Origin of the sequence: Streptomyces sp. NBRC 110028, assembly GCF_001417735.1 — a bacterium.
Lineage (GTDB): Bacteria > Actinomycetota > Actinomycetes > Streptomycetales > Streptomycetaceae > Streptomyces.
The window spans coordinates 323,049-350,019 of sequence record NZ_BBUZ01000025.1; the positions used below are offsets into that span (position 1 = coordinate 323,049).

29 protein-coding genes and 2 pseudogenes are annotated in these 26,971 nt (G+C 71.5%); 8 read left to right on the forward strand and 23 right to left on the reverse strand.

What is annotated here, in order from left to right; genetic code table 11:
- Positions 1-124: 124 nt before the first annotated feature.
- The 10 genes from ASC60_RS14070 to ASC60_RS14105 form a co-directional block, all read right to left on the reverse strand.
- Positions 125-1,255 (reverse strand): methyltransferase domain-containing protein, encoded by a 1,131-nt coding sequence (locus tag ASC60_RS14070; RefSeq protein WP_055550612.1) that lies wholly within the window; start codon positions 1,253-1,255, stop codon positions 125-127.
- Complete coding sequence (tgmB, locus tag ASC60_RS14075) at positions 1,252-2,214, reverse strand: ATP-grasp ribosomal peptide maturase (protein ID WP_055550614.1); 963 nt, start codon at positions 2,212-2,214, stop codon at positions 1,252-1,254. The genes ASC60_RS14070 and tgmB overlap by 4 nt, the downstream gene beginning before the upstream one ends.
- Positions 2,215-2,240: 26 nt before the next feature.
- Positions 2,241-2,486: a putative ATP-grasp-modified RiPP gene (gene tgmA, locus ASC60_RS14080; protein WP_234356939.1), complete on the reverse strand. Its 246-nt coding sequence runs from the start codon at positions 2,484-2,486 to the stop codon at positions 2,241-2,243.
- Between the two features lie 88 nt (positions 2,487-2,574).
- A complete protein-coding gene (locus tag ASC60_RS41650; RefSeq protein WP_159043261.1) occupies positions 2,575-2,748 on the reverse strand; it encodes a hypothetical protein in 174 nt (57 codons plus the stop codon).
- 181 nt (positions 2,749-2,929) lie between these two features.
- Positions 2,930-3,073 (reverse strand): hypothetical protein, encoded by a 144-nt coding sequence (locus ASC60_RS42200; protein ID WP_199830953.1) that lies wholly within the window; start codon positions 3,071-3,073, stop codon positions 2,930-2,932.
- Positions 3,070-3,249 carry a hypothetical protein gene (locus ASC60_RS14085; RefSeq protein ID WP_055550618.1) on the reverse strand — a complete coding sequence of 60 codons (180 nt, stop codon included), beginning with the start codon at positions 3,247-3,249 and terminating at the stop codon, positions 3,070-3,072. The genes ASC60_RS42200 and ASC60_RS14085 overlap by 4 nt, the downstream gene beginning before the upstream one ends.
- A complete protein-coding gene (locus ASC60_RS14090; RefSeq protein WP_055550620.1) occupies positions 3,246-3,842 on the reverse strand; it encodes a hypothetical protein in 597 nt (198 codons plus the stop codon). The genes ASC60_RS14085 and ASC60_RS14090 overlap by 4 nt, the downstream gene beginning before the upstream one ends.
- A gap of 109 nt (positions 3,843-3,951) precedes the next feature.
- The gene (locus ASC60_RS14095; protein WP_055551090.1) at positions 3,952-5,157 is read right to left on the reverse strand and encodes a helix-turn-helix domain-containing protein; all 1,206 of its coding nucleotides are present in this window, start codon (positions 5,155-5,157) and stop codon (positions 3,952-3,954) included.
- Positions 5,158-5,342: 185 nt separating this feature from the next.
- Complete coding sequence (locus ASC60_RS14100) at positions 5,343-6,026, reverse strand: collagen-like protein (RefSeq protein ID WP_055550622.1); 684 nt, start codon at positions 6,024-6,026, stop codon at positions 5,343-5,345.
- Complete coding sequence (locus ASC60_RS14105) at positions 6,023-6,289, reverse strand: hypothetical protein (RefSeq protein ID WP_055550624.1); 267 nt, start codon at positions 6,287-6,289, stop codon at positions 6,023-6,025. Before ASC60_RS14105 ends, ASC60_RS14100 begins: the two co-directional genes overlap by 4 nt.
- Before the next feature lie 596 nt (positions 6,290-6,885).
- On the opposite strand from ASC60_RS14105, the gene ASC60_RS42855 reads away from it, so the two are divergent.
- The 4 genes from ASC60_RS42855 to ASC60_RS14125 all read left to right on the forward strand — a co-directional run bounded on the left by ASC60_RS42855 (position 6,886) and on the right by ASC60_RS14125 (position 9,767).
- The gene (locus ASC60_RS42855) at positions 6,886-7,173 is read left to right on the forward strand and encodes a hypothetical protein (protein ID WP_234356940.1); all 288 of its coding nucleotides are present in this window, start codon (positions 6,886-6,888) and stop codon (positions 7,171-7,173) included.
- A 476-nt stretch (positions 7,174-7,649) separates the two neighbouring features.
- Positions 7,650-8,747, forward strand: coding sequence for a helix-turn-helix domain-containing protein (locus ASC60_RS14115; protein WP_055550626.1), 1,098 nt, complete (start codon positions 7,650-7,652; stop codon positions 8,745-8,747).
- On the forward strand, positions 8,744-9,289 hold the full coding sequence (locus ASC60_RS39140; protein WP_079038387.1) for a hypothetical protein: 546 nt from the start codon (positions 8,744-8,746) through the stop codon (positions 9,287-9,289). The genes ASC60_RS14115 and ASC60_RS39140 overlap by 4 nt, the downstream gene beginning before the upstream one ends.
- Positions 9,290-9,401: 112 nt before the next feature.
- Positions 9,402-9,767, forward strand: a complete 366-nt coding sequence (locus ASC60_RS14125; protein WP_055550630.1) for an MmcQ/YjbR family DNA-binding protein — start codon at positions 9,402-9,404, stop codon at positions 9,765-9,767.
- A 5-nt stretch (positions 9,768-9,772) separates the two neighbouring features.
- Here ASC60_RS14125 and ASC60_RS14130 read toward each other — a convergent pair whose 3' ends face one another.
- Positions 9,773-10,153 (reverse strand): nitroreductase/quinone reductase family protein, encoded by a 381-nt coding sequence (locus ASC60_RS14130; protein ID WP_234356941.1) that lies wholly within the window; start codon positions 10,151-10,153, stop codon positions 9,773-9,775.
- 177 nt (positions 10,154-10,330) lie between these two features.
- The gene (locus tag ASC60_RS14135) at positions 10,331-11,014 is read right to left on the reverse strand and encodes a restriction endonuclease (protein WP_055550634.1); all 684 of its coding nucleotides are present in this window, start codon (positions 11,012-11,014) and stop codon (positions 10,331-10,333) included.
- Between the two features lie 88 nt (positions 11,015-11,102).
- On the opposite strand from ASC60_RS14135, the pseudogene ASC60_RS39145 reads away from it, so the two are divergent.
- Positions 11,103-11,267: pseudogene (locus ASC60_RS39145) on the forward strand (aminoglycoside phosphotransferase); the annotation flags it as partial.
- Here ASC60_RS39145 and ASC60_RS14140 read toward each other — a convergent pair.
- From ASC60_RS14140 to ASC60_RS14150, 3 genes and pseudogenes are all read right to left on the reverse strand, one after another.
- Positions 11,253-12,338, reverse strand: a complete 1,086-nt coding sequence (locus ASC60_RS14140) for a methyltransferase domain-containing protein (RefSeq protein ID WP_055550636.1) — start codon at positions 12,336-12,338, stop codon at positions 11,253-11,255. The pseudogene ASC60_RS39145 and the gene ASC60_RS14140 sit on opposite strands and share 15 nt — an antisense overlap.
- A 373-nt stretch (positions 12,339-12,711) precedes the next feature.
- A pseudogene (locus ASC60_RS14145) lies at positions 12,712-12,957 on the reverse strand (histidine phosphatase family protein); the annotation flags it as partial.
- Between the two features lie 20 nt (positions 12,958-12,977).
- The gene (locus ASC60_RS14150) at positions 12,978-13,484 is read right to left on the reverse strand and encodes a histidine phosphatase family protein (protein WP_079038416.1); all 507 of its coding nucleotides are present in this window, start codon (positions 13,482-13,484) and stop codon (positions 12,978-12,980) included.
- A gap of 347 nt (positions 13,485-13,831) precedes the next feature.
- Between ASC60_RS14150 and ASC60_RS14155 the strand changes: the two genes are divergently transcribed.
- Positions 13,832-14,614 (forward strand): alpha/beta fold hydrolase, encoded by a 783-nt coding sequence (locus tag ASC60_RS14155; RefSeq protein ID WP_055550638.1) that lies wholly within the window; start codon positions 13,832-13,834, stop codon positions 14,612-14,614.
- On the opposite strand, the gene ASC60_RS14160 is transcribed toward ASC60_RS14155, so the two are convergent.
- From ASC60_RS14160 to ASC60_RS14185, 6 genes are all read right to left on the reverse strand, one after another.
- A complete protein-coding gene (locus ASC60_RS14160; RefSeq protein ID WP_055550640.1) occupies positions 14,611-15,276 on the reverse strand; it encodes a lytic transglycosylase domain-containing protein in 666 nt (221 codons plus the stop codon). The genes ASC60_RS14155 and ASC60_RS14160 overlap by 4 nt on opposite strands.
- Before the next feature lie 154 nt (positions 15,277-15,430).
- Positions 15,431-16,108, reverse strand: coding sequence for a DedA family protein (locus ASC60_RS14165; protein WP_055550642.1), 678 nt, complete (start codon positions 16,106-16,108; stop codon positions 15,431-15,433).
- 244 nt (positions 16,109-16,352) lie between these two features.
- Positions 16,353-16,832, reverse strand: a complete 480-nt coding sequence (locus ASC60_RS14170) for a DoxX family protein (protein ID WP_055550644.1) — start codon at positions 16,830-16,832, stop codon at positions 16,353-16,355.
- 142 nt (positions 16,833-16,974) lie between these two features.
- Positions 16,975-18,957 (reverse strand): FAD/NAD(P)-binding protein, encoded by a 1,983-nt coding sequence (locus ASC60_RS14175; protein ID WP_055551092.1) that lies wholly within the window; start codon positions 18,955-18,957, stop codon positions 16,975-16,977.
- Between the two features lie 61 nt (positions 18,958-19,018).
- Complete coding sequence (locus tag ASC60_RS14180; protein ID WP_055550646.1) at positions 19,019-20,707, reverse strand: alkaline phosphatase D family protein; 1,689 nt, start codon at positions 20,705-20,707, stop codon at positions 19,019-19,021.
- A gap of 84 nt (positions 20,708-20,791) precedes the next feature.
- Positions 20,792-21,442, reverse strand: coding sequence for an HNH endonuclease family protein (locus ASC60_RS14185; protein ID WP_055551094.1), 651 nt, complete (start codon positions 21,440-21,442; stop codon positions 20,792-20,794).
- A gap of 466 nt (positions 21,443-21,908) precedes the next feature.
- On the opposite strand from ASC60_RS14185, the gene ASC60_RS14190 reads away from it, so the two are divergent.
- Positions 21,909-22,490: a TMEM165/GDT1 family protein gene (locus tag ASC60_RS14190; RefSeq protein ID WP_055550648.1), complete on the forward strand. Its 582-nt coding sequence runs from the start codon at positions 21,909-21,911 to the stop codon at positions 22,488-22,490.
- A gap of 63 nt (positions 22,491-22,553) precedes the next feature.
- Here the strand turns inward: ASC60_RS14190 and ASC60_RS14195 are convergent, their stop codons facing one another.
- Both ASC60_RS14195 and ASC60_RS14200 read right to left on the reverse strand, forming a co-directional pair.
- Positions 22,554-23,207 (reverse strand): HAD-IA family hydrolase, encoded by a 654-nt coding sequence (locus ASC60_RS14195; protein WP_055550650.1) that lies wholly within the window; start codon positions 23,205-23,207, stop codon positions 22,554-22,556.
- Between the two features lie 165 nt (positions 23,208-23,372).
- On the reverse strand, positions 23,373-24,671 hold the full coding sequence (locus ASC60_RS14200) for a peptidoglycan-binding protein (RefSeq protein ID WP_055550652.1): 1,299 nt from the start codon (positions 24,669-24,671) through the stop codon (positions 23,373-23,375).
- A gap of 187 nt (positions 24,672-24,858) precedes the next feature.
- On the opposite strand from ASC60_RS14200, the gene ASC60_RS14205 reads away from it, so the two are divergent.
- Positions 24,859-26,916, forward strand: a complete 2,058-nt coding sequence (locus tag ASC60_RS14205) for an MFS transporter (protein WP_055550654.1) — start codon at positions 24,859-24,861, stop codon at positions 26,914-26,916.
- The last annotated feature ends 55 nt before the right edge of the window (positions 26,917-26,971 follow it).

Genomic DNA, 26,971 nt, shown 5'->3' on the forward strand with positions numbered 1-26,971 from the left:
CTACACACTTCTCACTACGATCAGCGACTACCTGTGAGTAGGCGTTACGACCTGCGCAGATCCTCAGCGGCTGGCGTACGTGTAGGCCAGCGCGCCACCGGCATCACCGTGCACAACGCGACGCTCAGCCCGGCAGATGCCAGCTCACGCCCTCCGGCTCGTCCAGCCACAGCGTATGCACGCCGTCCCACGCCACGGTCAGGCCGTACCGCTCGTGCCCCGGCCGCCCAGCATCCCGCCAGTGGGCCAGCAGCGGCTCCCTCTCCGCCCACAGATCACGGGGCCCGCCGTAGTCGAGCCGGGCGCTCGTCACCCCAGTCATGGTGACCCGTGCCCACGACGAGGTGTTCGGTTCGAAGAGGCACCGGATCTGCCGGCCGTCATCGTCGGTCAGCGTGAAGTCGCGGACGGTCGGCTGCAGCATCGAGGCAAGGAACAGGGGCCCCGGGGTGTCCAGGCCGGCGGGCACGGTGATGTCCCGCGTGTGGCCGGTCCAGGTCAGCATCGGCTTGACCAGCTTTCCCGCGGAGGCGCCCACCGTGTCGGCGGTCGGTCGGGCGTTCATGAAGGTCGCCAGTCCGGGGAGGAACCGGCCCGCAGCGGAGTGGTCGTCCCCGCGCACCAGGCGGGCGATGGCGCAGCCGATGTTGGCCACGATCACACCACCCGGGCGGAGCTGCCCCAGCCAGGGCGCCGGGATGCGGGGCACTCCGCACGTCGCCAGCAGCCGATCGTACGGGGCCCGCTCCGGGTGACCGGCCATGCCGTCTCCGGCGACGAGGGTGGGCTCGTACCCGGCCGCGCGCAGGCGGGTCCTGGCGGCGGCCACGAGGTCGGGGTCGACGTCGACCGTCACGACGTGGCCGGCGCCCAGGCGGTGGGAGAGGAGCGCCGCGTTGTAGCCGGTGCCGGCGCCGACCTCCAGCACGGTGTCGCCGTCCTGCACGTCGAGGGCTTCGAGCATCTGCGCCATGAGGGACGGCTGCGTGGAGGAGCTGGTGGCGGTGCCCGCCTGGTCGAACTGGGTAAGCAGGGACACGTCCTGGTAGGCCGCGGCCAGCCACGCGGGGTCGCCCTGGCTGTACCTGTGGAGGGCGCCCTGTGTCCGGATGGTGAAGTCGGGGACGAACAACTCGCGGGGGACGCTCAGGAAGGCAGCGCGCCACGGCTTGGAGCGGATGCAGCCTGCCCTCACCAGGTGGTCGGCCATGTGGTGGCGCAGTTCGTCAGCGGACGGCGCGTCGGTGATGGTCATGTGGTGGGCCTCTCCAGTAGGTCGGCGAGTGCTTGGGTGATGGGCGCGCGTAGGTCGGGGATGAATCCCCACTGCCCGTTGGGGTTGAGGTCGATCAGCGTCCAGTCCCCTTGTGGGTTAACGAGGAAGTCCATGGCCGCGTATTGGAGGCCGAAGGCGTAGGTCAGCTTGTAGACGCCTGCGGCGACGTGGTGAGGCACCTCGCACGGCTTGTACGTGAGGCTGTCGTAGTCGGACCGGAAGTCGATGCGGGCGGCGGCTGAGCCCGCGTGGATCTCGGCGGCGAACAGGTGGGGCCCCACCACGGTGAGCCGCACTTCGTACGCCTTGTCGACCCACTCCTGGAACTGGTGGGCGGTGCGCCTGACGGACTCGTCGATCTCGCCTGGCCGGACCTGCGTCGTCCACAGGGCCTGCGGCCGGCCGCCGTCGTCGCTGGGGTGGGTGGTGCCGAGGGCCTTGTACGCGGCGACTTGGCCGGGCAGTGCGGCAACGAACTCGCGGGCCTCGGTCGGGTCGTTGGTGATCAGCGTGCGGGGGACGGCGAGCCCGCTCCGGGTTGCGGTGGCCAGGGCGACGGGCGGGAAGGCGGCGAGGGTGTTTCGGTGGGGGTAGTTCACCCACAGGCAGGGCAGCGCGGTGACCAGGCCGCCGAACCCGGCCCGTGCCTCAGCATCGGCCCACCGCGCATCCTGCTCGGGCATGTCGGGATGCAGGCGGTGCCCGGCGGGTCGCCGGTAGTACACCGACCGGACGTCGGCGAGGGACACGTCCCGGTGCTGACCACGTAAGACGCCCTCCCACGACGCGCAGTCGGGGCCGATCCGAGCCGCCATCGCCAGCGCCTCTGGGAAGTCCCCAGGGTCGAGACGATGGACGGGCACGGAGCGGCCGTTGAGTTCCGCGATGACCAGGTCAGCGGTCGCGTCAGTGGGCCGGGTCAGCACCAGGACGGTCATGATTCAGATCCTCCGGTCAGCCGACGTCAGTCGGTGTCGTTGTCCTTGTCGTCCGCCAGTTGGCTGTCCTCCCTGGTCTGGCTCACGGTCTCGAAGGACGACCCCATCGAAGGCTCGTTGATGAACGGCGTCCCGTCCGTGGTCACGCTGATCTGCCGCTCGGGGCAGAGGTGCAGTGCGGGCAGGACGACCGGTTCGGCGGGGACGGGGACCGTCTTGGACAGGCCGAACGGCCTGACGGTGGTGGGGCGTTCCATGGTCTGACTGGGCACGGGTGCTCTCCTTCTGTGGATCTTCGTGCGTGTACTTGCGGGCCCGTCCCGGCCGGTCCGTCCTCACGAGGGCGGCCGGGGCGGGGGCTTATGGGTTGGCGGCGGCGTGCTGGCAGGGGTCATCGCAGCTGTCGTCACAGACGTGCGTGCTCTGCCGTACGTGCCGGTCGGCCAGGTCGCCCTGGCGGGCTGCCGGATCGCTGGACGGGCGCACGTCCCTGCTGTTCGTGGCTGCCTGGATCGTGTGTCGCCTGCTGGTCATATGCGCCTTTCTCCATGGGGTGGTGCGGGTGTTCGACGAGGCTCCGGCCGGGTTCCTGGCCGTTGCCGGAGCCCCGCCTCCCTGTGGCCGACCGCCGCACATCCGACCGCAGGGGGTGAAGGGGGCGGGCCGCCGAGGCTCGTCCGGGACGGGGGCCCAGACGCCAGGCGGCCCGCCCGGCCTATGGGGCCGGATCGCCCGCCACGCAGAGGTAGACCGCGAGCGCCAGCAGCGCGGCGGCCGAGCTGAGCACCAGGCCCATCCGGGCTGCGCGGAAGGCGAGCAGGGCGACCTGCTCGGCCCGTCCCTGTCGGCGGTGCTTCATGGCGCACCGCCCGCCCGGGCCTGCCGCGTGGCTTCCTCGTAGGCGTGCAGCAGCTGCTCGCCCGTCTCGCATCGGGCGCCGGGGGTCTTGCAGTCCAGGCAGCCTGCGGCGTGCTCGATGGCCGCGCGCCACGCCTCGTCGGCGAACGGGTCGGCGGTCTGTTCGGCGGCCGTCATCGGGTCCTGCCCTGGTCGAGGGCGCGGCGCTGGGCGGAGGCCTGGGCCACGGCGTCGCGCGGGTAGTCCCGGGCGTGGGTGGGGCAGGCGTAAACGGTCGCGCTGGCGACGCTGCCGCTGTGCTCCACGCTCACCTGTACCGGCTCGTCGGTGGGCAGCTGGCAGCGGTAGCAGAGCTGGCGACCCTCCGGGCGGGGGCCGAGGACATCGCGGGCGGCCTGGGCCAGGGCCTCGTGCAGCTGCTGGGCGTCGGTGAGGCAGCGGTCGATGCGGAAGGGCACCCGCCAGTACGTGCCGTGGCCGGTGGTCCAGGAGGCGGGCGGGATACCGAGGAGCGTCCCCTCGTCGATGAGCGAGGTGAGGACGCGGACCTGCCGGATACACCAGCTGCGGGCGGTGTCGACTCCGATCAGCCAGTACGTCTTGCCGTAGGTGTCGTCTTGGACCACGGCGCCGGTATCCGGGCCGAGGAGTTCAAGGGCACGGTCTGCGATGGCGGTGGGTGCGGATACGGCGTCCCACCATTTGCCCACCGGTAACGCCTCGATGTCCTCGGTGTTCGGTGGTGTCCACGGCAGGGCGTTGGTCGTCATGGTCGGCTCCATGTGGCGGTGTGTTGACCGTCACATCTTGTCGACTGGACAAGCCCCTGACGTCCGCTCGTTGCGGACACCAGGGGCTTGACTCTGGGTGATGAAGGCGCTACACGCCGCTCCAGAGGGCGTACTCGCGCAGCTCCTGCGGCGGCCGCGGCCGGGCCCGCAGCAGCGTGCCCACCGTCTCCCTCGTCGTCGGGTGATACCGCGTCTGCTGCGGCGTGGTCTCCCGCGCCTTGACCAGCGACTCAAGGGCCTCGTCCGGATGCGCGGTGAGCGCTTCGGAGCGCGCCCGGTCGATCCAGTACGCCCCTGCCCGCGCGGGCGAATAGCCCTCCGGGAGGCGGACTTCCCGGGCGCGCCGCAGTGCTTCGCCGTGCTCGTCACGATCCGCTGCGGCCGCGATGGCGTGCTGCGCGACATTGGTCGGCCCGAACACGAAGAGGTAGTGGTTCGTCTCCCCTATGTCCCGGGCGATCCCCTCCGCTTCCTCCAAGTAGGCGTTTGACTCATCGGCCTTGCCCAGCACTCCATACAGCTGCACCCCCTTGAGGAGCAGCCCGCCGCGGACCGCCCGAGTCTGGGGGGTACCGTCGTCCTCCAGATCCCTCAACCCTTGCTTGACCAGCCTCAGCCCTTGCTCCATCGCCGGTCCGTCCGTGCTGAGCTGGGCCCTCTTCACGCGCTCGGCCGCCACCTGGCGCGGGTCACCGGACTGCACCGCAGCAGATGCCATGCGGGCCAGAGAGAGCCGCGCGAGGTCCATGTACCCGAACTTGTAGGCCACGGCGAACGCGCCCAGCGCGGCCTCTGTCTGCAACCAGTGGATCAGCTCCCGGTCGCGGCCGGGCGTCGGGTACAGCAGCGTCGCATAGGAGATTTCCGCCAGGAGCGCGGGGAGCCCGGTGGCGAGCCTGCCGTACTCGGAGATAGTCCGCAGTTCCTGCACCGTGCTGATCGCCTGCTGAAGCTCGGGCAGGGACCGGGGCGGCGGGGCGTCGTCCTCGGGTGGGATGCCCCAGTCATCGAGCGCGATACCCAGAGGAGTGATGAGCTGGTCGAGCTGGTCCTTGCGCAGCTGCTCAATGTAGGGCTGGCCGTGGAGTACGGACACGCTGACGCCCAGCGCGCGGGCGAGGGCGGCGATGATCTGTTCGCTCGGCTGCCGCTGGCCGCGTTCGACGTCGGACAGCATGCTCTTGGAGACGTGGGCTCGTTGGGCGAGTTCCCGAAGGGAGTAGTCGCGCAGGGCGCGCAGTTCGTGAATGCGCGCTCCAACTCCCCTGGGGCGCCCGTCAGTGGCTTGTGCCATCATGGCTCCGTTCTGACTTCGACACTCAGAACGGTACCCCCGGTCGGCTCCGTGGGTGCTGCTGATCGGCCCCCATTTCGGTGGGGGCCGTCGCGCTTCCTTGACACGACGAAACGCCCCCTCCCGGCCGCAGCCGAGAGAGGGCTTAACGATCGCCGTGAAGAATTCACGCCCGAAATTAAGGGTCAGAGGCGTCGGCGGTCCGGAGCCAGCGCGGCCGGCGAATTCGCGGAGGGCGTCGGCTCCGGCTGAGGCTGCGGCGCCCCATCCTTCCGGCACACCAGCGCATCCGGATCCCAGCTCGGCGCCTGCAACGAATACCCGTCCGGGCAGGTCTGGCCGTCCTTCCCGTCCGTACCGTCGCGGCCATCCGCGCCGTCAGCGCCCGGTGGACCTGCGGGCCCCTGCGGACCGGCCGGGCCCTGCGGTCCCTGCTGCCCGGCCGCGCCAGCACTCCCCGGCTGGCCGGCCGCGCCGGACGGGCCCGGCGCCCCTGATGCCCCCGACGCCCCGTCGCGGCCAGCCTGCCCGGGACTGCCGGAGGGCCCGCGCGGCCCCGGGATCGGCACCGGCACCTTCGCCCGGGCCGGGAGATTGCTCACGGCCTGGGCCGGGTCCGGCGCGACCGGGCGTTTGCCCTCGCCGCGGACCTGCGTCCGCAGCCGCCGCACATCCGTCGCCAGGGTTGAGACCGCGCTGCCGCGCCGGTCCGCCTCCGCCCGGGCCTGCGCCTCCCGCGCTCGGGCACGCTCGGTCTCACGGTCGAACTCGGACCACAGGATCAGGACCGCACCGGCGAGCGCGACCAGCGTGCACGCCAGCAGCACACCACGCCACCGACGGGCGAGCACTCGCTCGGTGCGGGTCATGGAGTTCCTCCGAGTTGAATGATCAGGGCGCGGAGTCGGGCGATCTCGGCTTGGTCGACGGCGCGCAGGCTGGCGAGTTCGGCGAGGCGGGCGTCCCGCTCGGTCACCTGCCGGTCGAGCCGGTCACGCTCCTCTTGCAGGTTGTCGGTCAGCGAGCTGTAGCCGGTGATCGCGTTCTCCGACCGCTTGCCAACGAACGCCACCACCGCGCCGGACAGCACCCCGACCAGGGCGAGGACGCTGCCCAGGGTGGTGGCGTCCAACCGGTCCTCCGTGGTGCCGCCAGTCGCCGACCTCGACGGCCCGCACGCCCTCGCGCTCCCCTGCGGCCGGATGTGCGGCGGCCGGCTGCAGGGAGACGGGGTTCCGGCTCCGGCCAGGCATCCACGCCGGAGCCCCGTCGAAGGCGCCGCCCCATCGAGAAAGGTACGCATGACCAGCAGGCGACACACGATCCAGGCAGCCACGAACAGCAGGGACGTGCGTCCATCCAGCGATCCGGCAGTCTGCCAGGGCGACCTGGCCGACCGGCACGTCAGGCAGACCACGCACAACTGTGACGACAGCTGCGACGAACCGTGTCAGCATGCCGCCGGCAACCCTTAAGCCCCCGCCCCGGACGCGCGCTTGGACGGCCGGCGACCGGGACGGAGGCCGCGTACCACCCCATCGAGAGAGGAAGGCGCATAATTGAAGCTACAGCCTTACTGGTCGGCGACGACCGGGCAGGCGTCATCAAGACCATCATGGACAACAACCCCAACATGGCCGAGGACATGGCTGGCCGGATCATCGATCAGGCCACGGCGTTCGTGATCGCCGCCTCTGCTCCCCGGGGCTCAACCTGACCCCGTCGCGTGTGGTGGACGAGGGCTGGCACGCCCTCATCCTGCACACCCACCTGTACCACCGGCTGTGCAAGCAGCGGGGCGGGTACGTCCACCACTCGCCCGGCTACAACCCCAGGAACTACGACCCGGCCATCCTGGAGCGCACGAAGGACCGCCTCTCGGCTCTCGGCTTTTCCGTGGACGAGGAGCTGTGGGGCCCGCCCGGCGAAGACCCGGTGGTGGTGGCGGCCCAGTGCCAACACGCGGAGGAATGCGCCATCATGCCGATGCCGCCGGACCCTGGCCCCACGGAGTGAACTTCGCCCCGTATCGCCAGCACGCCCAGGCGCCGGTCGTAGGGTCGCTCCAGGAGGTACGGCACGATGATCGACTGGACTGACCCGCGGTACCGCGCCCTCGTGAAGACGCTTCTGGCGCTTCGGGAATGCACCGGGCGCCCGGTGCGAGGGTTCGTTGTTCCTGACTGCGGCAGTGCCCCGGCTGGGGAGCAGAAGGGGTAACCCGACGGCCCCGTCCGTGTGTCGTCCCCGCGGCGCGCGGGCGGGGTCTGCGAACGATGCCGTTGGCGCGACTGGTCTACGCGTACGCCAGCAGCTGACGCTTCACCCGAAGCGATCATGGTCCGGGACGTTTGGCTTTCAGGCCGCCGTCAGCAGGGCTGCGCCCCTCTGGGGCCAGCCCTCAACGCGTAGCTCGACCCGCACGGTGGCGATCCGTTGCCGCCTGAATTCATAGGGTGATAGGCGGGCTGGGATGTGCTAAATTCGCACACATGGAGATCGGGGCGCGGATCGCTGAGGCCAGGAGGGAACGCGGAGCTACCCAGGCTCAACTGGCCGCCACCATCGGCATGGATCGCACGGCACTGGCGAAAATCGAGTCCGGGAGCCGCCGTGTGACCGCCGTGGAGCTTGTGATGATCGCCCGCGAGTTGGGGCGCCGTGTGGAGTGGTTTGTGGACGAAGTTCCACCTGCCCTCGTCTCCTACCGCAGGGCCCAGCCAGGGGTGGCGGTTCAAGTCATCGACACTGAACTCGACTCCCTGGTCCGCGACGCCGAGTTCGTCGCTTCTGGCTGCCCTGAACTGGTCGCGGGGCAGCCGGAGCCCCTGCCGCACCCGGTCACGATGAGAGATGCGGAGGATCTGGCGGTCCGTGCGCGACGCCTCCTCGGCCTGGGCCCGGGGCAACCGGCACAGGAAATCTCCAGATTGGCCGCCAGCGTAGGACTGTTGGTATTTGCCGTGGATCTCGGCGAAGGCGCGGATGCGGGGACGGTCCTGCTGAAGCGCGGTGGCGTAGCCCTTGTCAACGGGCACTGGCGGGTGGGCCGCCGTCGGCTTGCCGCCGCCCATGAATTGGGCCATTACCTCGTCGCCGATGAATTTTCCTTGGACTGGCGGGTCGCGGCGGCGGAGGCGGAGGGGATTGAAGCCAGGCTGGACCGTTTCGCGCGCGCCCTGCTTCTCCCCGGCGAGGACCTGCGGGGACGCTGGGCCGAGTGGCTGGCCGCCCCGGATGAGACATGGCGTGACGCCGCGGTACGCGCAGCCAGTCACTACGGAGTGGACATGGCGACCCTGGCACGCAGGCTTCAGGAACTCGGTCTGGTGGACGGGAGTCGCGCGAACGACATCCGTCGGGTCCACACCAAGCAGGCCGACATCGTGGAGAAGAACCTTGTCGTCCGGGATGAGATGGCTCCGGTGACGCTGCCGAGACCGTATGAGCAGGCGGTATTGAAGCTCTATCGCCGTGAAGTCATCACGGCGGACCGGGCTCTGGGGCTGCTCCGTGGCACTTTCGGGCCGGACTCGCTGCCGACCCTGCCCCCCGGGTCGGAGACGGAAATCTGGGAAGTGACCTCGTGACCGAGGTTGAGACCTCCTACGTCCTGGACACCGGTCCGCTGAGTCATTTCGCGCAGGCTCAATGGCTTGGGGTTCTCAAGAGCATTCTGAAGGTCCATCACGTGCTGATTCCTGATGTGGTCGCACGAGAATTGCGCCATGGAGTCGACCAGCACCCTCACCTGCAGTCGGTGCTCGACGCAGCCTGGATCGAGACTGTACCCCTCGAAACTTTCGCTCAGTTATCGGCGTTTGTTTATTACGAGCGTCAACTAGTCGGTCCGAACGGGCGCAACATTGGTGAGTGCGGAGTGCTGGCACTCGCCGAAACCCTGCCGGGTGCCGTGGCGGTCGTCGACGACCGAGTAGCCGTGGCGGCTTCCCGAGGCCGCCCCGTGATACTGCGTCGTACTCTGGGTCTGCTTTGCGATGCGATACGCGCGGGGCTCCTCACGGTACCTTTGGTGTCCGCTCTGGCTGATGACCTTCTCACCGGCCAGTACCGACTCCCTTTCAAGCCAGGCGGCTTTGCCGAGTGGTGCGACAGAGAAGGAATCCTCTGAATCGCGACCGTAGACGGCGCCGCAGAGTCGGACAACGTTGAAGAGCACATGCAGCCGACCGTGGACAGTGGAGGGATCATGCACTCCCAGCCGAACGCAAGGAGTACCCGGAGTGACCCCTGACCAGCTGCGGGCGTTTTGTGTCTCCTTCAACGCGGCCGTGGAGGAGTTCCCCTTCCCGAGTGCCCCGGAGGTCTCGACCTTCAAGGTGCGCGGCAAGATCTTCGCGCTGTCGACCCTGGACGCGCGGCCCCTCACGGTGAATCTGAAGTGTGAGCCGGAGACCGCGGTCCGGCTGCGCGGTGACCACCCGGGACTGATCGTGCCGGGGTGGCATATGAACAAGCGCCACTGGAACACGGTGACGGTGGACGGCGACCTGCCGGACCAGCTGGTCCGGGAGCTGATTGAGGATTCGTACGACCTGGTGGTCGCGGGGCTGCCGAGGGCCGAGCGCCTTCGCCTCGACCGGGCTTGAGGGATTCAGGGCTTGGCCGACAGGCGGAAGCGTGCGATGCGTACCCTGTCCGCCGAGGCCAGCGCCTCTTCGTGGGTGGGGTACCGGTCGCGCGGCAGCCCGGCGAACGGGTCCCGGACCGCGCCGGGGCCCTTGCGCTGGACCAGTTCCTCCAGCAGGCGCGCCACCTGCTCCCGGTCCTCGACGGCGGTGGCCTCGGCGCGTACCTCCCGGCCGCGCAGCAGCAGACGTACGGTGCGGGGGTTGCGGAAGTTGCTCATCCAGCCGGTCCGCGCGCCGAATGCCCACACCTCGTCCGGACCCCATCGGTAGTAGGCCACCGGGATCGCGTAGGTGCGCCCGGACTTGGCGCCCTCGTACGTGAGCAGCATGAGCCGCTTGCTCACGAGTGGATGGAGCCGGGACCGGAGAAGGGGCCGGACCGCGCGGTTCGCGGCGTTGAACAAGCTCTCCGGCGGATGCCACCGCGTGCGAGCCATGGGAAACGGACTCCTCCTCGCGCTCGTCCCGACGGCATCGTCTGCTCGCCGATCTTGGAATGTCCTTCTCATACTGACAACGCTTCAGCGCCGATGCGCCTGCGACCTCGTCCGGCGTCCGCGCGGCGGGCCGGTGCCCGCTCCGTTGAGGGGGAGCAGGGATTCCAGGGTGGCGCCCCTGACCCAGGCGCCGAGCAGGTTGCGGTGCAGGGCGAGGATGTCGTGCTTGATGGCGAGGGCCTGGGCCGCCCGGGTGAAGTGGGCCGTGGTGACGAAGACCGAGACGTCCGCGCCGTGTTCGGCCTTCGCCGTGCCCAGGAACTTCTGCATGTCCCCGCTCGACACCGTGCGGTGCGGCGCGTAGTGCTTGCACTGGATCACCAGCCGCCGGCCGTCCGGCATCAGGCCGATGACGTCGGCGCCCAGGTCACCCGACTTTCCGGAGACGACGACCCGGGTGCAGCCGTCGCGGCGGCACAGCTCCGCGACGTACCGCTCGAACCGCTGCCACGTCATGGCGTCGACCTCGGTCATGGAGCGCTCGCGGGCCTTGCTCTCCTCCTCGGCCTGCCAGGCGCGATGTCCGGCGACCGTCTTACGGTGCGTCGTACGGAGCCACCGGGCGGCGGCGCCGAGCAGGGCTGCGAGGGTCACGACGATGACGTACGGCCACGCCGTGTCCCAGGTCAGGGCCAGGATGAGGAGGAGTGCGGCGATGACGGGCCAGGCCCTGCGGTGTAACGGTGTCTGTCCTCGTCGTGCCGCCATCGCGCCTCCCCCTGCCGGTGTGAGCAGTTTCGAGAGCGGTGCGACGCCTCGCAAGACCGCGCGGTAAATCCGGTGACTGAGGGCGGGCGACCGCCTGCACGCCGACCCCGCGATGGTCGAGTTGTTCGCGCTCGACTGGCGGCTGTCCGAGATCGACGAGTACGCACGCTGGTTCGCCGCCCCGCACACCGGTACGGAAGACGATCACACCGCTCTGGAAGGGCTGCGCGAGGAGCTGTCAGCGGCCCTGTGAGCCAGGGTGCGGCCACATCTGCTGGCCCTCGGAGGTCACCGTCAGCTCGAAGACGTCGGCGGAGGGACATCCGGCGGTCACGAAGTCGTCGTACACGGCCGTGACTTCCCGCCACAGGTCGCGGGGACCGTACTGCCACGCCTCCTGGGCGTTGACCACGGCAGCCGATCCCTCCCGATCATGGAGCCACACCTGGTACGTATCGTCCTGTGTCCCGTCGGCCATGACCACGCCCGGCAGCCGCGCGCCCGCGTAGAGGGCGAAGCCCAGGTCGGCCAGCGCACCGAGCGGCTGTGGGCCGGGGCTGACGCGCCGGCCGGTGCCGCTGTCCACGGGGGCGTCCGGGCGGGGGCGTTCGGAGCGCATCGGCATGAACCTGGCGCCTCCGACGAACCGGCCGCGGGCCGTGCCGTCCGCGGCCGTCTCGAGCCGTACCAGGGCTCCGGACCAGAAGTCCCCGGCCAGCGGTGCGACGATGATCCCGCCCACGGTGGTCTGCCGCACCCAGGCGTGGGGGATGCGGCGCACCGCGCAGGTGGCGATGATCCGGGTGTACGGCGCCGCGGATTCCCAGCCGTGCACACCGTCGCCCCATACGACGTCGGGGCGGTAACCCGCCGCCTCGATGACCTTCGCGGCCCTCTTCGCCAGCGCCTCGTCGACCTCGACGGTGGTGACGTTCTCACTGCCGAGCCGCTCGGCGAGCAGCGCCGCGTTCCAGCCGCTGCCGGTGCCGATCTCCAGTACGCGGTGCCCGGCGGCGACATCGAGCGCACCGAGCATCCGGGCCACCATGGTGGGCATGGAGTTGGACGAGGTCGCCAGCCCAGGGCCGTCACCGCGTCCGTCGTCCACCTGGGTGACGATCGGTACGTCGCGGTAGACCAGGTCCCACCAGGCATCGTCCGTCGTGACCGGCACGCAGGTGGCCTTCTGCTCCCAGATGTCCGCGGGGATGAAGCGGTGGCGCGGCACGACCTCGAACGCGCCGCGCCAGTCCGGGGACAACGCCCCCGACGCGGCAAGCGCGTTCAGGAGTGCGGTGTGGCGTTCCTGCCACCCATCGGTCAACGGGTCCTCACCTCTGCTTCGATGGCTGATCGCCGTCCGGCGGGGGAGGCGGCGGGGGCGTCCACGGCTTGATCGGGGCGGGATCACCCTTGTGCTTGCTCTCGGCGATCACTGGCTACCTCCGGGTGTTCATTGTTGCGGATCGGAAGGCCGGCGCGCAGGCCGAACAGGCGTAGCGAGTATGCCCTGCGGGGGTGGAGCCGTGCTGGAGCGCGAGGGCGCCCGGCACCCGTCGGGGTGGTTATCCACAGGCTCCGGCGGCTGTCGGTGGGTGGCCGTACCGTGATTCCCGTCCTTATTCACGTTGCTGGGCTGCACGTGACTCGGATGCGGAAGGCCGGGCCCTACAGCACGGGTCCGGCCTTCGTCCGGCTCATCTCCGGTCCGTACGGTCCGGCTGAAACGCCGGCAGGTGGGAGGTGTCGTTGTAGCACCGCAGGGAGACGGGGAAGCCCGGGCGGTAGCGGAGGACGGTCAGGGCCGCGTTGTCGTGGTTGAGGCCCATCCAGCGCCAGGGCGGTGCGTCGAGCGCGGCGCGGACGAGCCAGCCGATCAGGAAGGTGTGGGTGACGACCAGTTCGTGGCGGTCCTCGGTGCCGGGCACCGGGTCCGTGAAGCGTTCGGGGGGTGTCTTGTGGGTCAGGCCGGATCAGCGAGCGGCGTCTGGTGCGGTAGCTCGCAACCCGCGTGAGGAGAGCGCAGCGGCGCTGCGTGCGACGAGCGCGGGGCCGCGAGGTGCCGTGCCAGGCGTCGGGAGCCCGGCCTGGCCCACAAGACATCCCCCATGGCCTCGTGGGCCAGGCGTGGGCCTTCGGCGCGCTCGGCCGGCGGGAGGCGGTGGACGAAGTCGAGGAGCAGGTCGGCGGAGTCCGGCGGGAGTTCGTGGCGTTCCGGCGTGTGGGGGACGTAGTCCCCGGCGGGCTCGCACGCGTGCGTGGGGACGCCGTCGAGCTGGGCGGCGATCAGGTGGGCCGTCTGGGCGGCGCGGGGGAGCGGGCCGTGGTGGATGGTGGTCAGGGGTACGGTCCGGAGCCGCTTGCCGAGCAGGGTGGCCTGGCGGCGGCCGTCGTCCGTCAGCGCGCGCTCGTCCTCGGTCGCCTCACCGTGCCGGGTGAGGTAGAGGTGGCGGGTTGCCTTCGTGGTCATGGGTCCCCTCGCGGTCCGGGTGCGCGGCACCGGTAGCAGTCCGCACATAGGCGTATGGATGCGTAGATGCCGCTCCTCCCGGCCCGGTTCCCGCTCGTCCGGGCTCAGCCGCATCACCGTTTCGGCGAGTTGGACGCACACCTGCTCGATCTGCCGCCGCGTGTGGTCCCGCTCGGCGATGATCGCGGCGAGGAGGAGCGCCGTCGGGGTGGGCCGTATGGGTGACCCGTACGGATGACGCCCAGCGCATATGCGCACCGGGCTTGCCCACTTCCGCGCGAGACGCCACCGTTGTCCACCAGCGGGCGCGCGCCGCGTGTCCGCATTCGACTGGGACCGGAGGTGCCATGGGACCGCTTGTTCCACCCCTCGTTCCACCGTATGAGACCGTCGGCGAAGGACCGCACCATGTCATGGCGGTACACGGCTGGTTCTCGGACCACGCCGCCTATGCCGCGATGCTGCCGCACATCGACCGGCGCGCGTTCACCTATGTACTGCCCGATCTGCGCGGCTACGGGGAGGCGCGTGACGTCCCCGGCGCGTACACCACCAGCGAGGCGGGCCGGGATCTGCTCGCGCTCGCCGACCATCTGGAGTGGGAGCGGTTCTCGCTGCTCGGGCACTCGATGGGCGCCGCCGTCGTCCAGCGCGTGCTGGCGGCGGCCCCGCACCGCGTCCGGCGGCTGGTCGGGGTGGCTCCCGTACCGGCGAGCGGGGTGCCGATGGAGGGTGAGCAGTGGGAGCTGTTCACGTCGGCGGCCGACCGGCCCGAATGCCGACGGGCGATCATCGACCTCACCACCGGCGGCCGCCATCCGGCCGCCTGGCTCGACCTGATGGTGCGCCATTCGCTGGAGCAGAGCGACGCCAAGGCGTTCCGGGCGTGGCTGGACTCCTGGGCGCTGGAGGACTTCCACGAGGAGGTGGACGGCTCCCAGCTGCCGGTGCGAGTGGTGGTCGGCGCCCATGACCCGGCGCTCACGGTGGAGGTGATGCGCCGGACCTGGCTGCGCTGGTACGCCAACGCCGATCTGGTCGAGCTGGCGTCGGCGGGGCACTACCCCGCCGACGAGACGCCGCTGGAACTCGTGCGGGCCGTGGAGGACTTCATAGCCGCTGCCGGTTAGCCCGTGCGGACCCGTGCCGACAGCGGTGAGGGAGCCTCGGGGGAGGGCGGGGCGGAGGCGGACGGCGAGGCGGTGCGGTCGCGGTCGCGCTTCGCCTCGCTCCGCTGGTAGCGCGCCTCGCTCTTCCGGTACTGGGGCAGCAGCGTGCCCATGATCCGGTCCACATAGCCGCGGGTCTCGTGGATGGTCGGGATGCCGCGCGCCCGGAGCACCGCGCCCGGTCCCGCGTTGTACGCGGCCAGGGCGAGCCGCGTCGGGTCGCCGGGGATCCGCTCGACCACGTCGTACAGATGGCACATGTAGTGCGCCTGGGAGGGGATGGCGTCCCGGGGCTCCCAGACGTCGGCCTTGCCGTCGCCGTTGCCGTCCCGCCCCCACTCCTTCCAGGTGTCCGGCGCGAACTGCGAGATGCCCTGGGCGTGCCCGGAGTCCGCGTCCGGCCGCCAGCCGCTCTCCGCGTCGATCTGCGCGGCCAGCAGCGGCACGCTCAGCGGGGAGCACACCTTCGCCGCCCGCTCCACGATCGGGCGCCGCGCGTCCGGGATGACGGGCAGCTTGGGCTCGGACGGCGTCATGATCTGCCGTACGACGAGGACGGCGGCGACGATCAGCGCGAGACCGGCGACGAATGCCGCGAACATCCCGGCGGCACGGCTCAGCATGCCGGGACCGGGGGAACGAAGTGACGCATGGGACGCATGGGACACGTGGCTCGCATGGGGAGGACCGTAACGGCAATCCCTGGGTGATCCGTAATCGACGCCACAAACGGCGCCCGGTGGGCCTGGGCGTGGCGCTACGGAGCCTTCGCGTACCCTACGGGACCGGGGGCACCGGGCCCGCCGCGGCGACCGCGAGCTGCCCGGCCTCGTCCTCGGCCGGACGCCGCATCACATACGCCGCGCCCGCGCCCGCGGCGAACAGCGCGAGCACCGAGACCGCCGTGCCCAGCCAGCCGGCGCCGAGCCACTGGCCGCCGACGTAGCCGAGCGCCACGCTGTACGCGGCCCAGGCCAGACCGGCCACCATCGACCAGGGCAGAAATTCCGTCACCCGACGGTGTGCCGCGCCCGCGCTCAGGCTGACGACCGACCGTCCGGCGGGGGCGAAGCGGGCTATGACGACGAGTGCTCCGCCGCCGCGCACCACCGCGGTGCCCAACTTCTCCTGGGCGGAGGTGAGCCGGCGGGAGCGGGCGATGGCCCGGTCGAGCCGGTCGCTGCCGCGCCAGGCCAGCCGGTAGGCGACCATGTCGCCGAGGACGGATGCGGTCGCGGCGCACAGCAGCAGCGCGAACATCTCGGGGAAGTCGGCCGCGTCGGCCTGGCGCACCACGCCGACCGGGTCGACGGTGGTGCCCGCGGCGGCGGTGGCGGCCGTGATGACGAGGAAGCCGCTCGGCAGGACGGGCAAAAAGACGTCGAGCAGGACCGAGACCGCGATGACTGCGTAGATCCATGGGGTGTTGGTCAGCGACCCCAGATGTTCCAACAACGTTCTTCTCCCGATCCCGTTCCCCCGCCGCCGCGTCCATGTCCGCGCGGGGCGGGCGGGAGCGACCTGTACAGCCATACAGCGTACGCCTGTGACGATCGAGGATACCGGTAAGGGGTGACGATGCTGTTCGAATCACGCCATGCGGGGCACGTGGCCCCGCATGGTGCGATTCACGGCACGTTCACCGTTTCGTGCGGTCCGGGGCGCGTCACGGAGCGGATCGTGACGTGGTGCCCGTTCGTCAGACCGCGCTCGGCTGGCGCTGCGGTTCGGCCGCCGCGGAGGACGCGCGGGACGAGCCGAGGATCCGGTCCAGCGCCCAGGGGCCCGGGCCGGTGAAGACGATGAGCAGGAACGCCCAGCAGAACATGGCCGCCAGCTCGCCGCCGTTCTGGAGGGGCCACAGCTTCTGCGGCTGGTGCTCGTGGAAGTACGCGTAGGCCATCGAGCCGGAGGAGATGAACGCGGCGACGCGGGTGCCGAGGCCGAGCATCACCAGGGCGCCGCCGACGAGCTGGATCACCGAGGCGTACCAGCCGGGCCAGGTGCCCGCCTCGATGGTCTTGCCGGTGCCCATCGCGCCGCCCATCCAGCCGAGCAGCGACGAGGCGCCGTGGCAGAAGAAGAGCAGACCGATGACGATCCGGAAGAGGGAGAGAACGTACGGTCTGCCGCTGTCCAGCAGGCCGTCGAGTGAGCGGGGATGGGCGTCGGGAGACATGAGGGGATTGCTCCTTTTGTTTCTGGGGACGAAGAAACAACGGAGCGCCAGGTTAGGTTCCCCTTTTCTTTTGTTGCAAGTTCAAGTTCCTGCCATTGTGGGGGCCCTGGGCAGGGCTTCGGAACCGTGTCGAAGCCGCTCCTCAGAGCCCTACGGCGCACATCGGGGCGATTTTCCGGCGCGGCTCGGGCGCCGCCGCGAGACGCAGTACGGCGCGCGCCACCGCGTCCGTGTCGCACAGGGTGACCGAATTCACGCCGGGCCGCGCCCCCGCCGCGGTCACCCAGTGGACGCCTTCCGTCGGCACTCCGACCGCGAACCGGCGCGGATGCGGCCGTCCTTGCGCGTCCACGATCCGGAAGGGGGCCGGGGTGACGTCCAGCCCGCCCGTCTCGTAGCCCTCCACCCGGTGCGGTCGGCACTGCCCGGAGCGCAGCAGTCCGCTCAGCAGCGCGTCGGCGGTGCGGCGCAGATCCGGTTCCGGCAGCCGCGCCTCGATCAGCGTCCGGGCGATGATCGAGGGGCCGGGGACGCGGGTCGAGCGGGCGGCGAAGCCGGGGTGACCTGATGGACCATCAGGTGTTTTGGCCGTGACGTCCAGACCTGGACCAAGGATCTCCAGCACCCCCGCTTCGATCAGCGCGGCCATCTCCTCGATCCGTCGGCGCGGCGGGCCGATCGACAGGAACGCGTTCAGCGGGGTGTACCAGCGGTCGAGATGTGCCCGGCGCGAGACCCCGGAGAGTCCGGCGTGGTCGACGATCAGCCGCACCTCGTTCCGGAGGTCGCGCAGGACGTCGAGCGCGGCCTTGACCGGACCGGTCACATTGCCGAGCCGGGCGTGGGCCGCGTCCGCGCGCGCGTACGTCAGCAGCCAGCGCCGGAAGGCGTCACGCGTGGTGAAGTTTTGTTCACGGTCGGGCTGGGAGACCGTCTCCCAGCACCAGCGCGCGGTTGCCGGAATGCCGAATTCCAAGAGGACGGCGGCCTCTTCGGGGGACCCGGGGGAAGTGGCCAGAAAGCGACGTCGGAAGGGGGTCGGGACGCCAGCGCCTTGGCGGGACAGCAGGGCCTCGTAGTAAACGGTTTCGGCCTCCTTGGCCACCAGCGGCCACACCTCCGTGAGGAAGTCCGGCGGATCGCCGGAGTCCGCTCGCTTGCGGAAGCCTTCGAGGACGTCCGGGGTCAGCAGCAACGGGGTGTGACGGCCGTGCGCACCCTTCGCGTTGTCGCCGCGGGCGTGGTACGGAATGCCGCGGCGGGAGCCCGCGTACAGCCGTGGCTCGCGGCCCGAGGGGTGGTAGACCAGACCGTCGGCCCCGGTGGTGTACGAACCGCCGCGGCCCTCGGTGAGCAGTGCCATGTGGTCGAAGAAGTTGAGCCCGAGGCCGCGGAGGAGGACGGGCTCTCCGGGTGCGATGGGCGACAAGTCGACGTCGGCGGGGTTGGCGGGCGGGTAGTAGCGCAGCCCGTGCCGGGCCGCGTGGGCGCCGAGCCGCCGCTCCGTCTCGTCGGGGGTGCGGGGCAGATGGCCCTGGGCCAGGACGACGGCGCACAGGCCGCCGAGGCGCGTGCCGTCATCGAGGGTCAGGGCCTGGGTGCCGTCCGGCGCCTCCTCCAGGGCGATGGCGCGGGCCGGGTGCGGGCGGACGGTGACGGTGCCCGGGGCGGTGCGGACGACCTCGGCGAACACCCACTCCAGGTAGCGGCCGTAGAGGGCGCGGCTCGGATAGTCGTCGGGGCCGAGGGAGGGGGCGGGGGCGGGGGCCGGTGTGGGCGCGCCGGCGCCGTGGCCGGTGGCCCATTCGTACAGGCTCGGGCCGGTGCGTATCGGCCCGTCGCATTCGACGCTCTCGTCGGTGAACAGGGTCACCTGCGAGGCGACGGTGTTCATCAGCAACTCGCCCGGCTGTGTGGTCCGCCACACCCGCCCGGCGCCGGGCGGGGAGGGGTCCACGATGTGCACGGTCAGCCGGGCCCCCGGTGTCAGCTCCGGCGCGGAGGCACAGAGGCGCTCCAGCACGCTGGTGCCGCGGGGACCGGCCCCGACGATGGCTATGGCGTGGGGCTCTCCGGCCAAGGCGTTACTCCCGGGGCAGATGTGACGCAGGATCGCGCCTATCATGCCGGTCGCCCCGGGGGTTTCCACCCGCTGAGCGGACTGTCCCCCTCCGTTGTGTCCCGTATCACTCCGGCGGCAGCTGCCCGCCCTCGGGCCAGGACGTCCGCAACGGGGTGGTCAGACGCGGTTCCGGGGCCCCGGCCGCCTGGTCGAGGCGTAGCCGCACCGCCCGGCCCTGGAGCGTCAGGGTCATCAGCTGGTTGCCGAACCAGGGGCCGCCGGTCTTGCGCCAGCTCAGCCGGGGCGCCGGGACGCGGCCGTGGCGGGTGAAGACGCGGCCCAGGGCGCGGCCCGCCCGGCTCCAGCCGAAGCGGAAGCCGAGGCGTATCGAGGCGTGGATGCTGTTGTGCACCGGGGAGCAGGTCAGCTGGCGGACCTCGCTGACCGGGCGGCGCGGCCAGCGGGACCAGTCCGGTTCGGCGATGTAGGCGTGGTGCACATCGCCCGACAGGACGCTGATCGTGGCGGGCGCTCCGGGCCCCTCCCCGACCTCGGCGATCAGATCGGTCAGGGCGTCGAAGGAGTCGGGGAAGGCGGCCCAGTGCTCCAGGTCGCCGCGCTGCCGCAGGTCCTCGCCGATCCGCGCCCAGCGCGCCCCGCGCCGGCCGCCGCACACCGAGGCGTTCCACGCCTCCACGTCGTGCACGAAGTGCGGCAGCAGCCAGGGCAGGGAGGTGCCGATCAGGAGATGGTCGTACGTCCCGGCGCCGTCCAGGGCCTGCTGCCGCACCCAGGCCAGCTCCTTGTCCTCCACCATGGCCCGGGTGTCCTCGCCCAGCACCCGCGCGCCGCGCGTGTCGACCATCAGCAGCCGCACCGGGCCGAAGTCGCGGCGGTAGCTCCACCGGGCGTACGCGGGGTCCGCGTCGGCCCGGGCGGCGAAGGTCCGCAGCGCCTCCGTACCGTCCTCGGTGTCCCGCACCGCCGCGTACAGCCCGTCGGCGGCGAGTTCGGCGGGGGAGAGGTTGCCCAGGTGCTGGTGCACCCAGTACGACATCAGGCCGCTCAGGATGCGCTCGCGCCACCACGGGGTGGCGCGCATCCGGTTCAGCCACGCCTCGCTGGTGTTCCAGTCGTCTATCACGTCGTGGTCGTCGAAGATCATGCAGCTGGGCACGGTGGACAGCAGCCACCGCACCTCGGGGTCGAGCCAGGACTCGTAGTACAGCCGCGTGTATTCCTCGTAGTCCGCGACCTGGTCGCCCGGCGGCTCCGACAGATCGCGGCGGGTGGCCAGCCAGCGGCGGGTCTCGGTGGACGTCTCGTCCGCGTACACCTGGTCGCCCAGCAGCACGAGCACATCGGGGCGCGGGGCGTCCGGCGAGGTGGCGAGGGTGTGCGCGAGGGTGTCCAGGGCGTCGGGACCCACCGGGTCGTGCGAGGCGTCGGACGGCGGCGCGGCCCACCGGCAGGAGCCGAAGGCGACCCGCACGGGCTCCGCGGGGCCGGACGGGCCGGACACCTCCGGCGTACGGATCGTGGAATCCGGGAAGCGGGAGTCCGGCAGCGGCCACACCTGCTCGCCGTCCAGCAGCACCCGGTAGGCCGTCTCGGCGCCGGGCCGCAGCCCGCCGACCGGGATCAGCGCGTAGTGGTGCCCGGCGATCCGCCAGGTGCGGGCTGTGCCGCCCGCGCCGTCGGCGCAGCGCACCTCCGCCTCGCAGGGCCGGTCGGCCTCCACCCAGACGGTCGCGTCCGTCCCCGTCTCCCAGTCCACGTGCCGCAGCAGTGGTCCCAGGCGCAGCCCGGCCATCCGGCCCTCCTCCGTCGCTCCGCGTCCGTACCGTACGCGTCGTACGGTACGGAACGACGGAGGCGGCTTCGCGGTTCCGCCGGGTCAGCAGCCGTTCAGGATGCCGCTCAGCGCGGACTTCTCCGCCGAGTCGACGGTGAGCTGGTAGGTGTACTTCACCGAGACCCACATGCGCGCGTACATGCAGTGGTACGAGGCGAGCGGCGGCAGCCACTCGGCCGGGTCCTTGTCGCCCTTGGCCTGGTTGACGTTGTCCGTCACGGCTATCAGCTGCGAGTGGGTCAGGTCGTTGGCGAGCGCCTGGCGCTGCGCGGTGGTCCAGCCGCTGGCGCCGGACTTCCACGCCTCGGAGAGCGGAATGACGTGGTCGATGTCCACGTCGGAGGCGGCGGTCCAGGTCTCGCCGTCGTACGCGGACTTCCAGGTGCCGCTGGTGGCCGCGCAGCTGGAGTCGGTCTGGACGTTCGTACCGTCGCGCTTGAGGACCACCTCCCGGGTGTTGCAGGAGCCGCTCTGGGTGATCCAGTGCGGGAACTTGTCCCGGCTGTAACCGTCGGACGACCCCTCGGCCTTCACCGTCAGCCCGGCCAGCTGGGTGCGGGCGGTGGCGGCGCTCGGCGGGGTGGGCGGGGCCGCCTGAGCGGTCGGTCCGCTGAGCACCAGCGTGCCCAGCAGCCCGGCGAAGCCACCGAAGACGGCGGCGCGACGCGCGTAGACGCGCGGGCGATCGTGCATGTGCGACATGCGAACTCCCTAGGAGTGGGGGGTCGTTGGCCACTGCGACGCGGCCATCGTGGTGGCGCCGGATGGACGTGGGGCAGGCGCCAGGTAACAGAGTGGCGACGCGGTCATGTCAACGCAAGGGGCTTCAGAAAGTGAAGGGGTGGGTGAGTGTGCCCCGGCGTCGCCGTCGCCCGCCGTTCCGGGGCCGTGTGCCGCCGTTCCACCCCGGGGGAGGGCGCCGCGGAGGCGTCCCGTAGGCTGGTCGGCAGCAGAAGGGGAGTAGCTCCTCGCCGGACCGTCGACATACTGCCCGCCCCATGAGGTGCGGGCCGGCGCCCGGAGCGTACGAGACACCGCCGGTCAGGTGGGCCGCGTACGCCAGCGAGACCTTCGGCCGCAGTGTTCGACGCTGCCGTGCCGAAGCGACCCCTCCTCAAGGGCCCCTCGGCGCGGCCCGACCCTATGAGGTATCCAGCCCGTGTTCAGCTTCACCGTCGCCGCCGTGGTCTTCGGCGTCGTCTTCCTCGCCGAGCTGCCCGACAAGACCGCCCTGGCCGGGCTGATGCTCGGCACCCGCTACCGCGCCTCGTACGTCTTCGCCGGTGTCGCCGCCGCCTTCGCCATCCACGTCGGGATCGCCATCGCGGCGGGCAGTGTGCTCGGCCTGCTGCCGCACCGCCTGCTGCAGACGGTCGTCGGTGTGCTCTTCCTCGGCGGCGCGGCGATCCTGCTGCTGAAGAAGGACGACGGGGAGGAGGAGATCAGCAAGCCCGCCGACCAGTCCTTCTGGAAGGTCGCCGGGGCGGGCTTCTCGCTGATCCTGGTCGCCGAGTTCGGCGATCTCACCCAGATCATGACCGCCAACCTCGCCGCCCGCTACGACGATCCGCTGTCGGTCGGCGTGGGCGCGGTGCTGGCGCTGTGGGCGGTCGCGGGGCTGGGCATTCTGGGCGGCCGCACCCTGATGCGGTACGTACCGCTACGGCTGATCACGAAGGTCGCGGCGCTGGTGATGCTGGCGCTGGGCGCCTTCAGCCTGTACGAGGCCGTGGCGGCGTGAGCCGCTGAGAGGACTTCGGGGGTGCGGGAGGGCTTTCAGGCCTTCGAGGGGTGCGGGAGGGCTTCAGTCCGCGAGGTGCAGCCGCAGGCCGCCCTCGCCGGGCAACGCCTCGACCCGCAGCCGCGCCAGGTCCGTCACGTGGGCGTCCGGCGCGTGGGCCGCGGCCCGCGGGCCGACGCCGACCACGCGCATCCCGGCCGCCCGGCCCGCCGCGATGCCGGCCTCCGAGTCCTCGAAGACCACGCAGTCACCCGGCGCGAAGCCCAGTTCGGCGGCGCCCTTCAGGAAGCCCTCCGGGTCCGGCTTGCTCGCCCCGACCCGCTCCGCCGTCACCAGGACGGGGGGCAGCGGCAGTCCGGCCGCCTCCATCCTGGCCCGGGCCAGGCCGTCGTCGGCGGAGGTGACCAGGGCGTGCGGCAGACCGGCGAGCGCGGCCATGAAGGCGGGCGCGCCGGTGATCGGCACGATGCCGTCGAGGTCGGTGGTCTCCCGTTCGAGCATCCACCGGTTGTCGGCCAGGTTCCGCTCCATGGGCCGGTCCGGCAGCAGCGCCGCCATGGTGGCGTGCGCCTGGCGGCCGTGGACCACCGGGAGCACGTCGGCGGGGTCCAGCCCCTGTTCGGTGGCCCAGATCCGCCAGTAGCGCTCGACCACGGCGTCCGAGTTCACCAGCGTGCCGTCCATGTCGAGCAGCAGGGCGCGGGCGGCGAGCGGCATGGGGGACTCCAGGGCGCGGCGGGCGGGCAGGCCGGAAGAGAACACAAGTGGTCCCGCCCGCCGGTCAGGGAAAACGGGCGGAACCACTTTGTTCCTCCACGATACAAAGCAGTCCGCCCGTACGCCAGGGGCCGGGGGTGTCTTTCGGGGCGGCCCCCTTCGGGTCTAGGGCTCGTCGGTCCGGGATTCGAGGTCGCGGCGGGTGTTCTCGCCGTAGACCCCTGCCGGGTCCCCCTTGATGTCGTACCGGTCCTGGTACGACGCGACCGCGTCCTTCACCCCGTCGTCGTACTCGCCGTCCGCGTTGCCGATGAACAGCAGCAGCTGGGTCAGCCGCTTCTGCAGCTCGACGACCTCGGCTCCGCTGTCGCCCTCGCGCAGCACCGGCGGACCGGTGGGCTCGGGGGTCTTCGGCGGCTCCTCGGTCGGTGACGTGGTCGGCCGCCGCGTCTTGTCCGGTGTGCTGGGCTCGTCCGGCTTCGGCGTGCGGGTCGGGCGGGTCGTGGGCGGCGCCGCGGGCGTACGGGGCGCCGGTGGTGCCGCGCGGTCCTGGTCCCGGCTCGTGCTCGGCGGCTTCGCGGGGGACTGCGTGGGCCCGGGCTTCTTGCTCGGCGACGACTCGCGGGACGGGGTGGCGCCCGCGTCCTCGGTCGGCGGTTCGTCCGGGGCGCTGGTCTGTGTCTCGGTGAGCGCGCTGTCGCTGGGCTTGCTGTCCTTGTTTCCGCCCAGCAGCCCGGTGGTGAAGGCCAGCGTCCCGGCCACGACCACCGCGGCGGCCCCCGCGACCGCCGTGGCGACGGGCTTACGGCGGCTCTTGCGGCGGCGGCCGCCACCGCCGTCAGAGCCGCTGACGGTCTCGCCGCCCGCCCCGCCGCCGGGTCCGTCGTTCTTGGCGCCGCTGTCCCGGCGGCCCGCCGCGGTGATGCGGTCGATCACCCGGGTGCGGTCGACGGGACCGCCGGGGGTGATGCGGTCGACCGGGGTGATCGGCGCGATGCGGTCGATCACCTGGGTCTCGTCGGTGGCGTCCGCCTCCCCGCCGGGCACCGGTCCGGGACGTGGCGCGGGCTCCTGGCCGCGCCGTGGCCCGGGTTCCGCCTCGCGCCGCGCGGTGCGGAAGAACCGTCCGACGTCGCGCGGGCGGGCTCCGGTCGTGTCGTCGCCCGCGCCTTCGTCGTCGCCCTCGCCCTCGCCCTCGCCGGAGAGCCTGAGGTACGGGCGGACGGCGCCCGGCTCGTCGTCGGCCCGCGGGGCGTCGTCCGCCCGGGGGCCGGTGCTGTGGTCGTCGGTGGTCCGCGCACTGGTATCGCCGGTCGCCGAGCCGGTCGCCGGGCCGGTCGCCGGGCCGGTCAGGGGCCCCGGCGTCGCAGGGCCCGCGGTGGTGGCACGTTCGGCGCACGCACAGCTGGGTCGGCCGTTCGCGCGGATCGGTGCGTAGCAGTGCGGGCAGGAATCTGCCGTCACGAAATTTCCCTCCCTGTAATCCGCAGCGATTATGTGCATCCGATCGGCTTCCGCGCATGTGTTCGTCGTCAGGAGGCGTGCCGGGTACGTCACGGACACACCCGGCCCGGCCGACCGTAACAGGGCATAAAGGGCGGGTCGGGGTGAGGATGGGAGGGCGAGCAGCCGAGGAGTCCGAGGAGTCGTCATGACGCAGGACGCCGGCCGCCCGACCTCGGCCCCGGACCCCGTGGTGCCGGGCCCCGAGGAGGGCCGGCCGAAGCGCGCGGTCCTGGTGGCCATCGGCGCGCTGCTGCTCGGCATGCTGCTCGCGGCGCTCGACCAGACCATCGTCTCCACCGCGCTGCCGACCATCGTCAGCGACCTCGGCGGCCTGGATCATCTGTCCTGGGTGGTGACCGCGTATCTGCTCGCCTCCACCGCCGCCACCCCGCTGTGGGGCAAGCTCGGCGACCAGTACGGGCGCAAGCGGCTCTTCCAGGCCGCGATCGTCCTCTTCCTGACCGGATCGGCGCTGTGCGGGCTCGCCCAGGACATGGGGCAGCTGATCGGCTTCCGCGGGCTGCAGGGGCTGGGCGGCGGCGGGCTGATCGTGCTGTCGATGGCCATCGTCGGCGATATCGTCCCGCCCCGTGAACGCGGCCGCTACCAGGGCCTCTTCGGCGCCGTCTTCAGTGCCGCCAGCGTGCTGGGACCGCTGCTCGGCGGCCTCTTCGTCGACCAGCTCAGCTGGCGCTGGGTGTTCTACATCAACATCCCCGTCGGCGTCGTCGCGCTCCTCGTCATCGCCTCCGTCCTGCACATCCCGGTCCGCCGCACCCCGCACACCATCGACTACCTCGGCACCGGCCTCATCGCCGGGGTGGCCGCCACCGTGGTGCTGATGGCCTCGCTCGGCGGCGTCACGTACGGCTGGGGCTCCTGGCAGATCCTCGGGCTCGCGGCGCTCGGCGCCGTCCTGCTGATCGCCTTCGTGCGGGTGGAGCGGCGGGCCGCCGAACCGGTGCTGCCGCTGAAGCTCTTCCACAGCCGCACCTTCACGCTCTGCGCGGTCATCGGCTTCGTCGTCGGCTTCGCGATGTTCGGCAGCATGGTCTACCTGCCGACCTTCCTCCAGGTCGTCCAGGGCGTCTCGCCGACCCTCTCCGGCGTCCACATGCTGCCGATGGTCCTCGGCATGCTGCTGTGCTCCACCGTCTCCGGCGAACTCGTCAGCCGCACCGGCCGCTACAAGGTCTTCCCGATCCTGGGCACCGCCGTCACCGGCATCGGGCTGCTGCTCCTGCACCAGTTGCGCGAGACCAGCGGGGTCGTCGAGACCAGCGCCTACTTCTTCGTCTTCGGCTGCGGGCTCGGACTCGTCATCCAGGTGCTGGTGCTGATCGTGCAGAATTCGGTGAGCTACCAGGACCTCGGCGTCGCCACCTCCGGCGCGACGTTCTTCCGCTCCATCGGCGCCTCCTTCGGCGTGTCCGTCTTCGGCTCGATCTTCGCGGGCAGCCTCACCCCCAAGATCGCCGACGCGCTCGCCGGGCGGTCGCTGCCGCCGGGCGTCACCCCCGCCGGGCTCGCCGCCGACCACCACGCCCTCGGGCGGCTGCCACCGGGCGAGCGGGCCGGGGTGGTGCACGCGTACGCCACCTCCATCACCGACGTGTTCCTGTACGGCGTCCCGGTCGTGCTGCTCGCCTTCGTCCTCGCCTGGTTCCTGCGGGAGGAGCCGCTGCGCGCCGGTGTCACCGCGCCCGAGGCCAGCGAGGTCCTGGCCAGCAACCCCGTCGAACGCTCCTCGTACGACGAATGCGCGCGGGCCCTGTCGCTGCTGGGCAGCCGCGAGGGCCGCCGGAAGATCTACGTCGACATCACCGAGCGGGCCGGGCTCGACCTGCTCCCGGCCGCCAGCTGGATGCTGCTGCGCATCCGCCATGACGGCTCGGTCGAACCCGCCGTCCTGGCCCAGCGCACGCCCGTACCGCTGCGGGCCATCACCGGCGCGGCGCGCCAGATCGAGGAACGCGGGCTCGGCGTGCGGTACGGGCTCGACCTGACCCTGACCCCCCGGGGCCGGGAGGTCGCGGACCGCCTCTTCCGGGCGCGCGAGAGGTCGCTGGCCGAGCTGCTGGGCGACTGGTGGTCACCCGAACGGCCGACGGATCTGGTCGAGCTGGTGGAGGAGCTGTCGCGGGAGATGTGCGGTTCCGACGAGGAGCGCCCCTGGCGCCGGGAGCCGCCAGGTGCCGGGTGAGCCGTACGGGCTTCCTGCCGGGGCCCTTCATGTGAGGCCCTTCATGTGAGGCCCT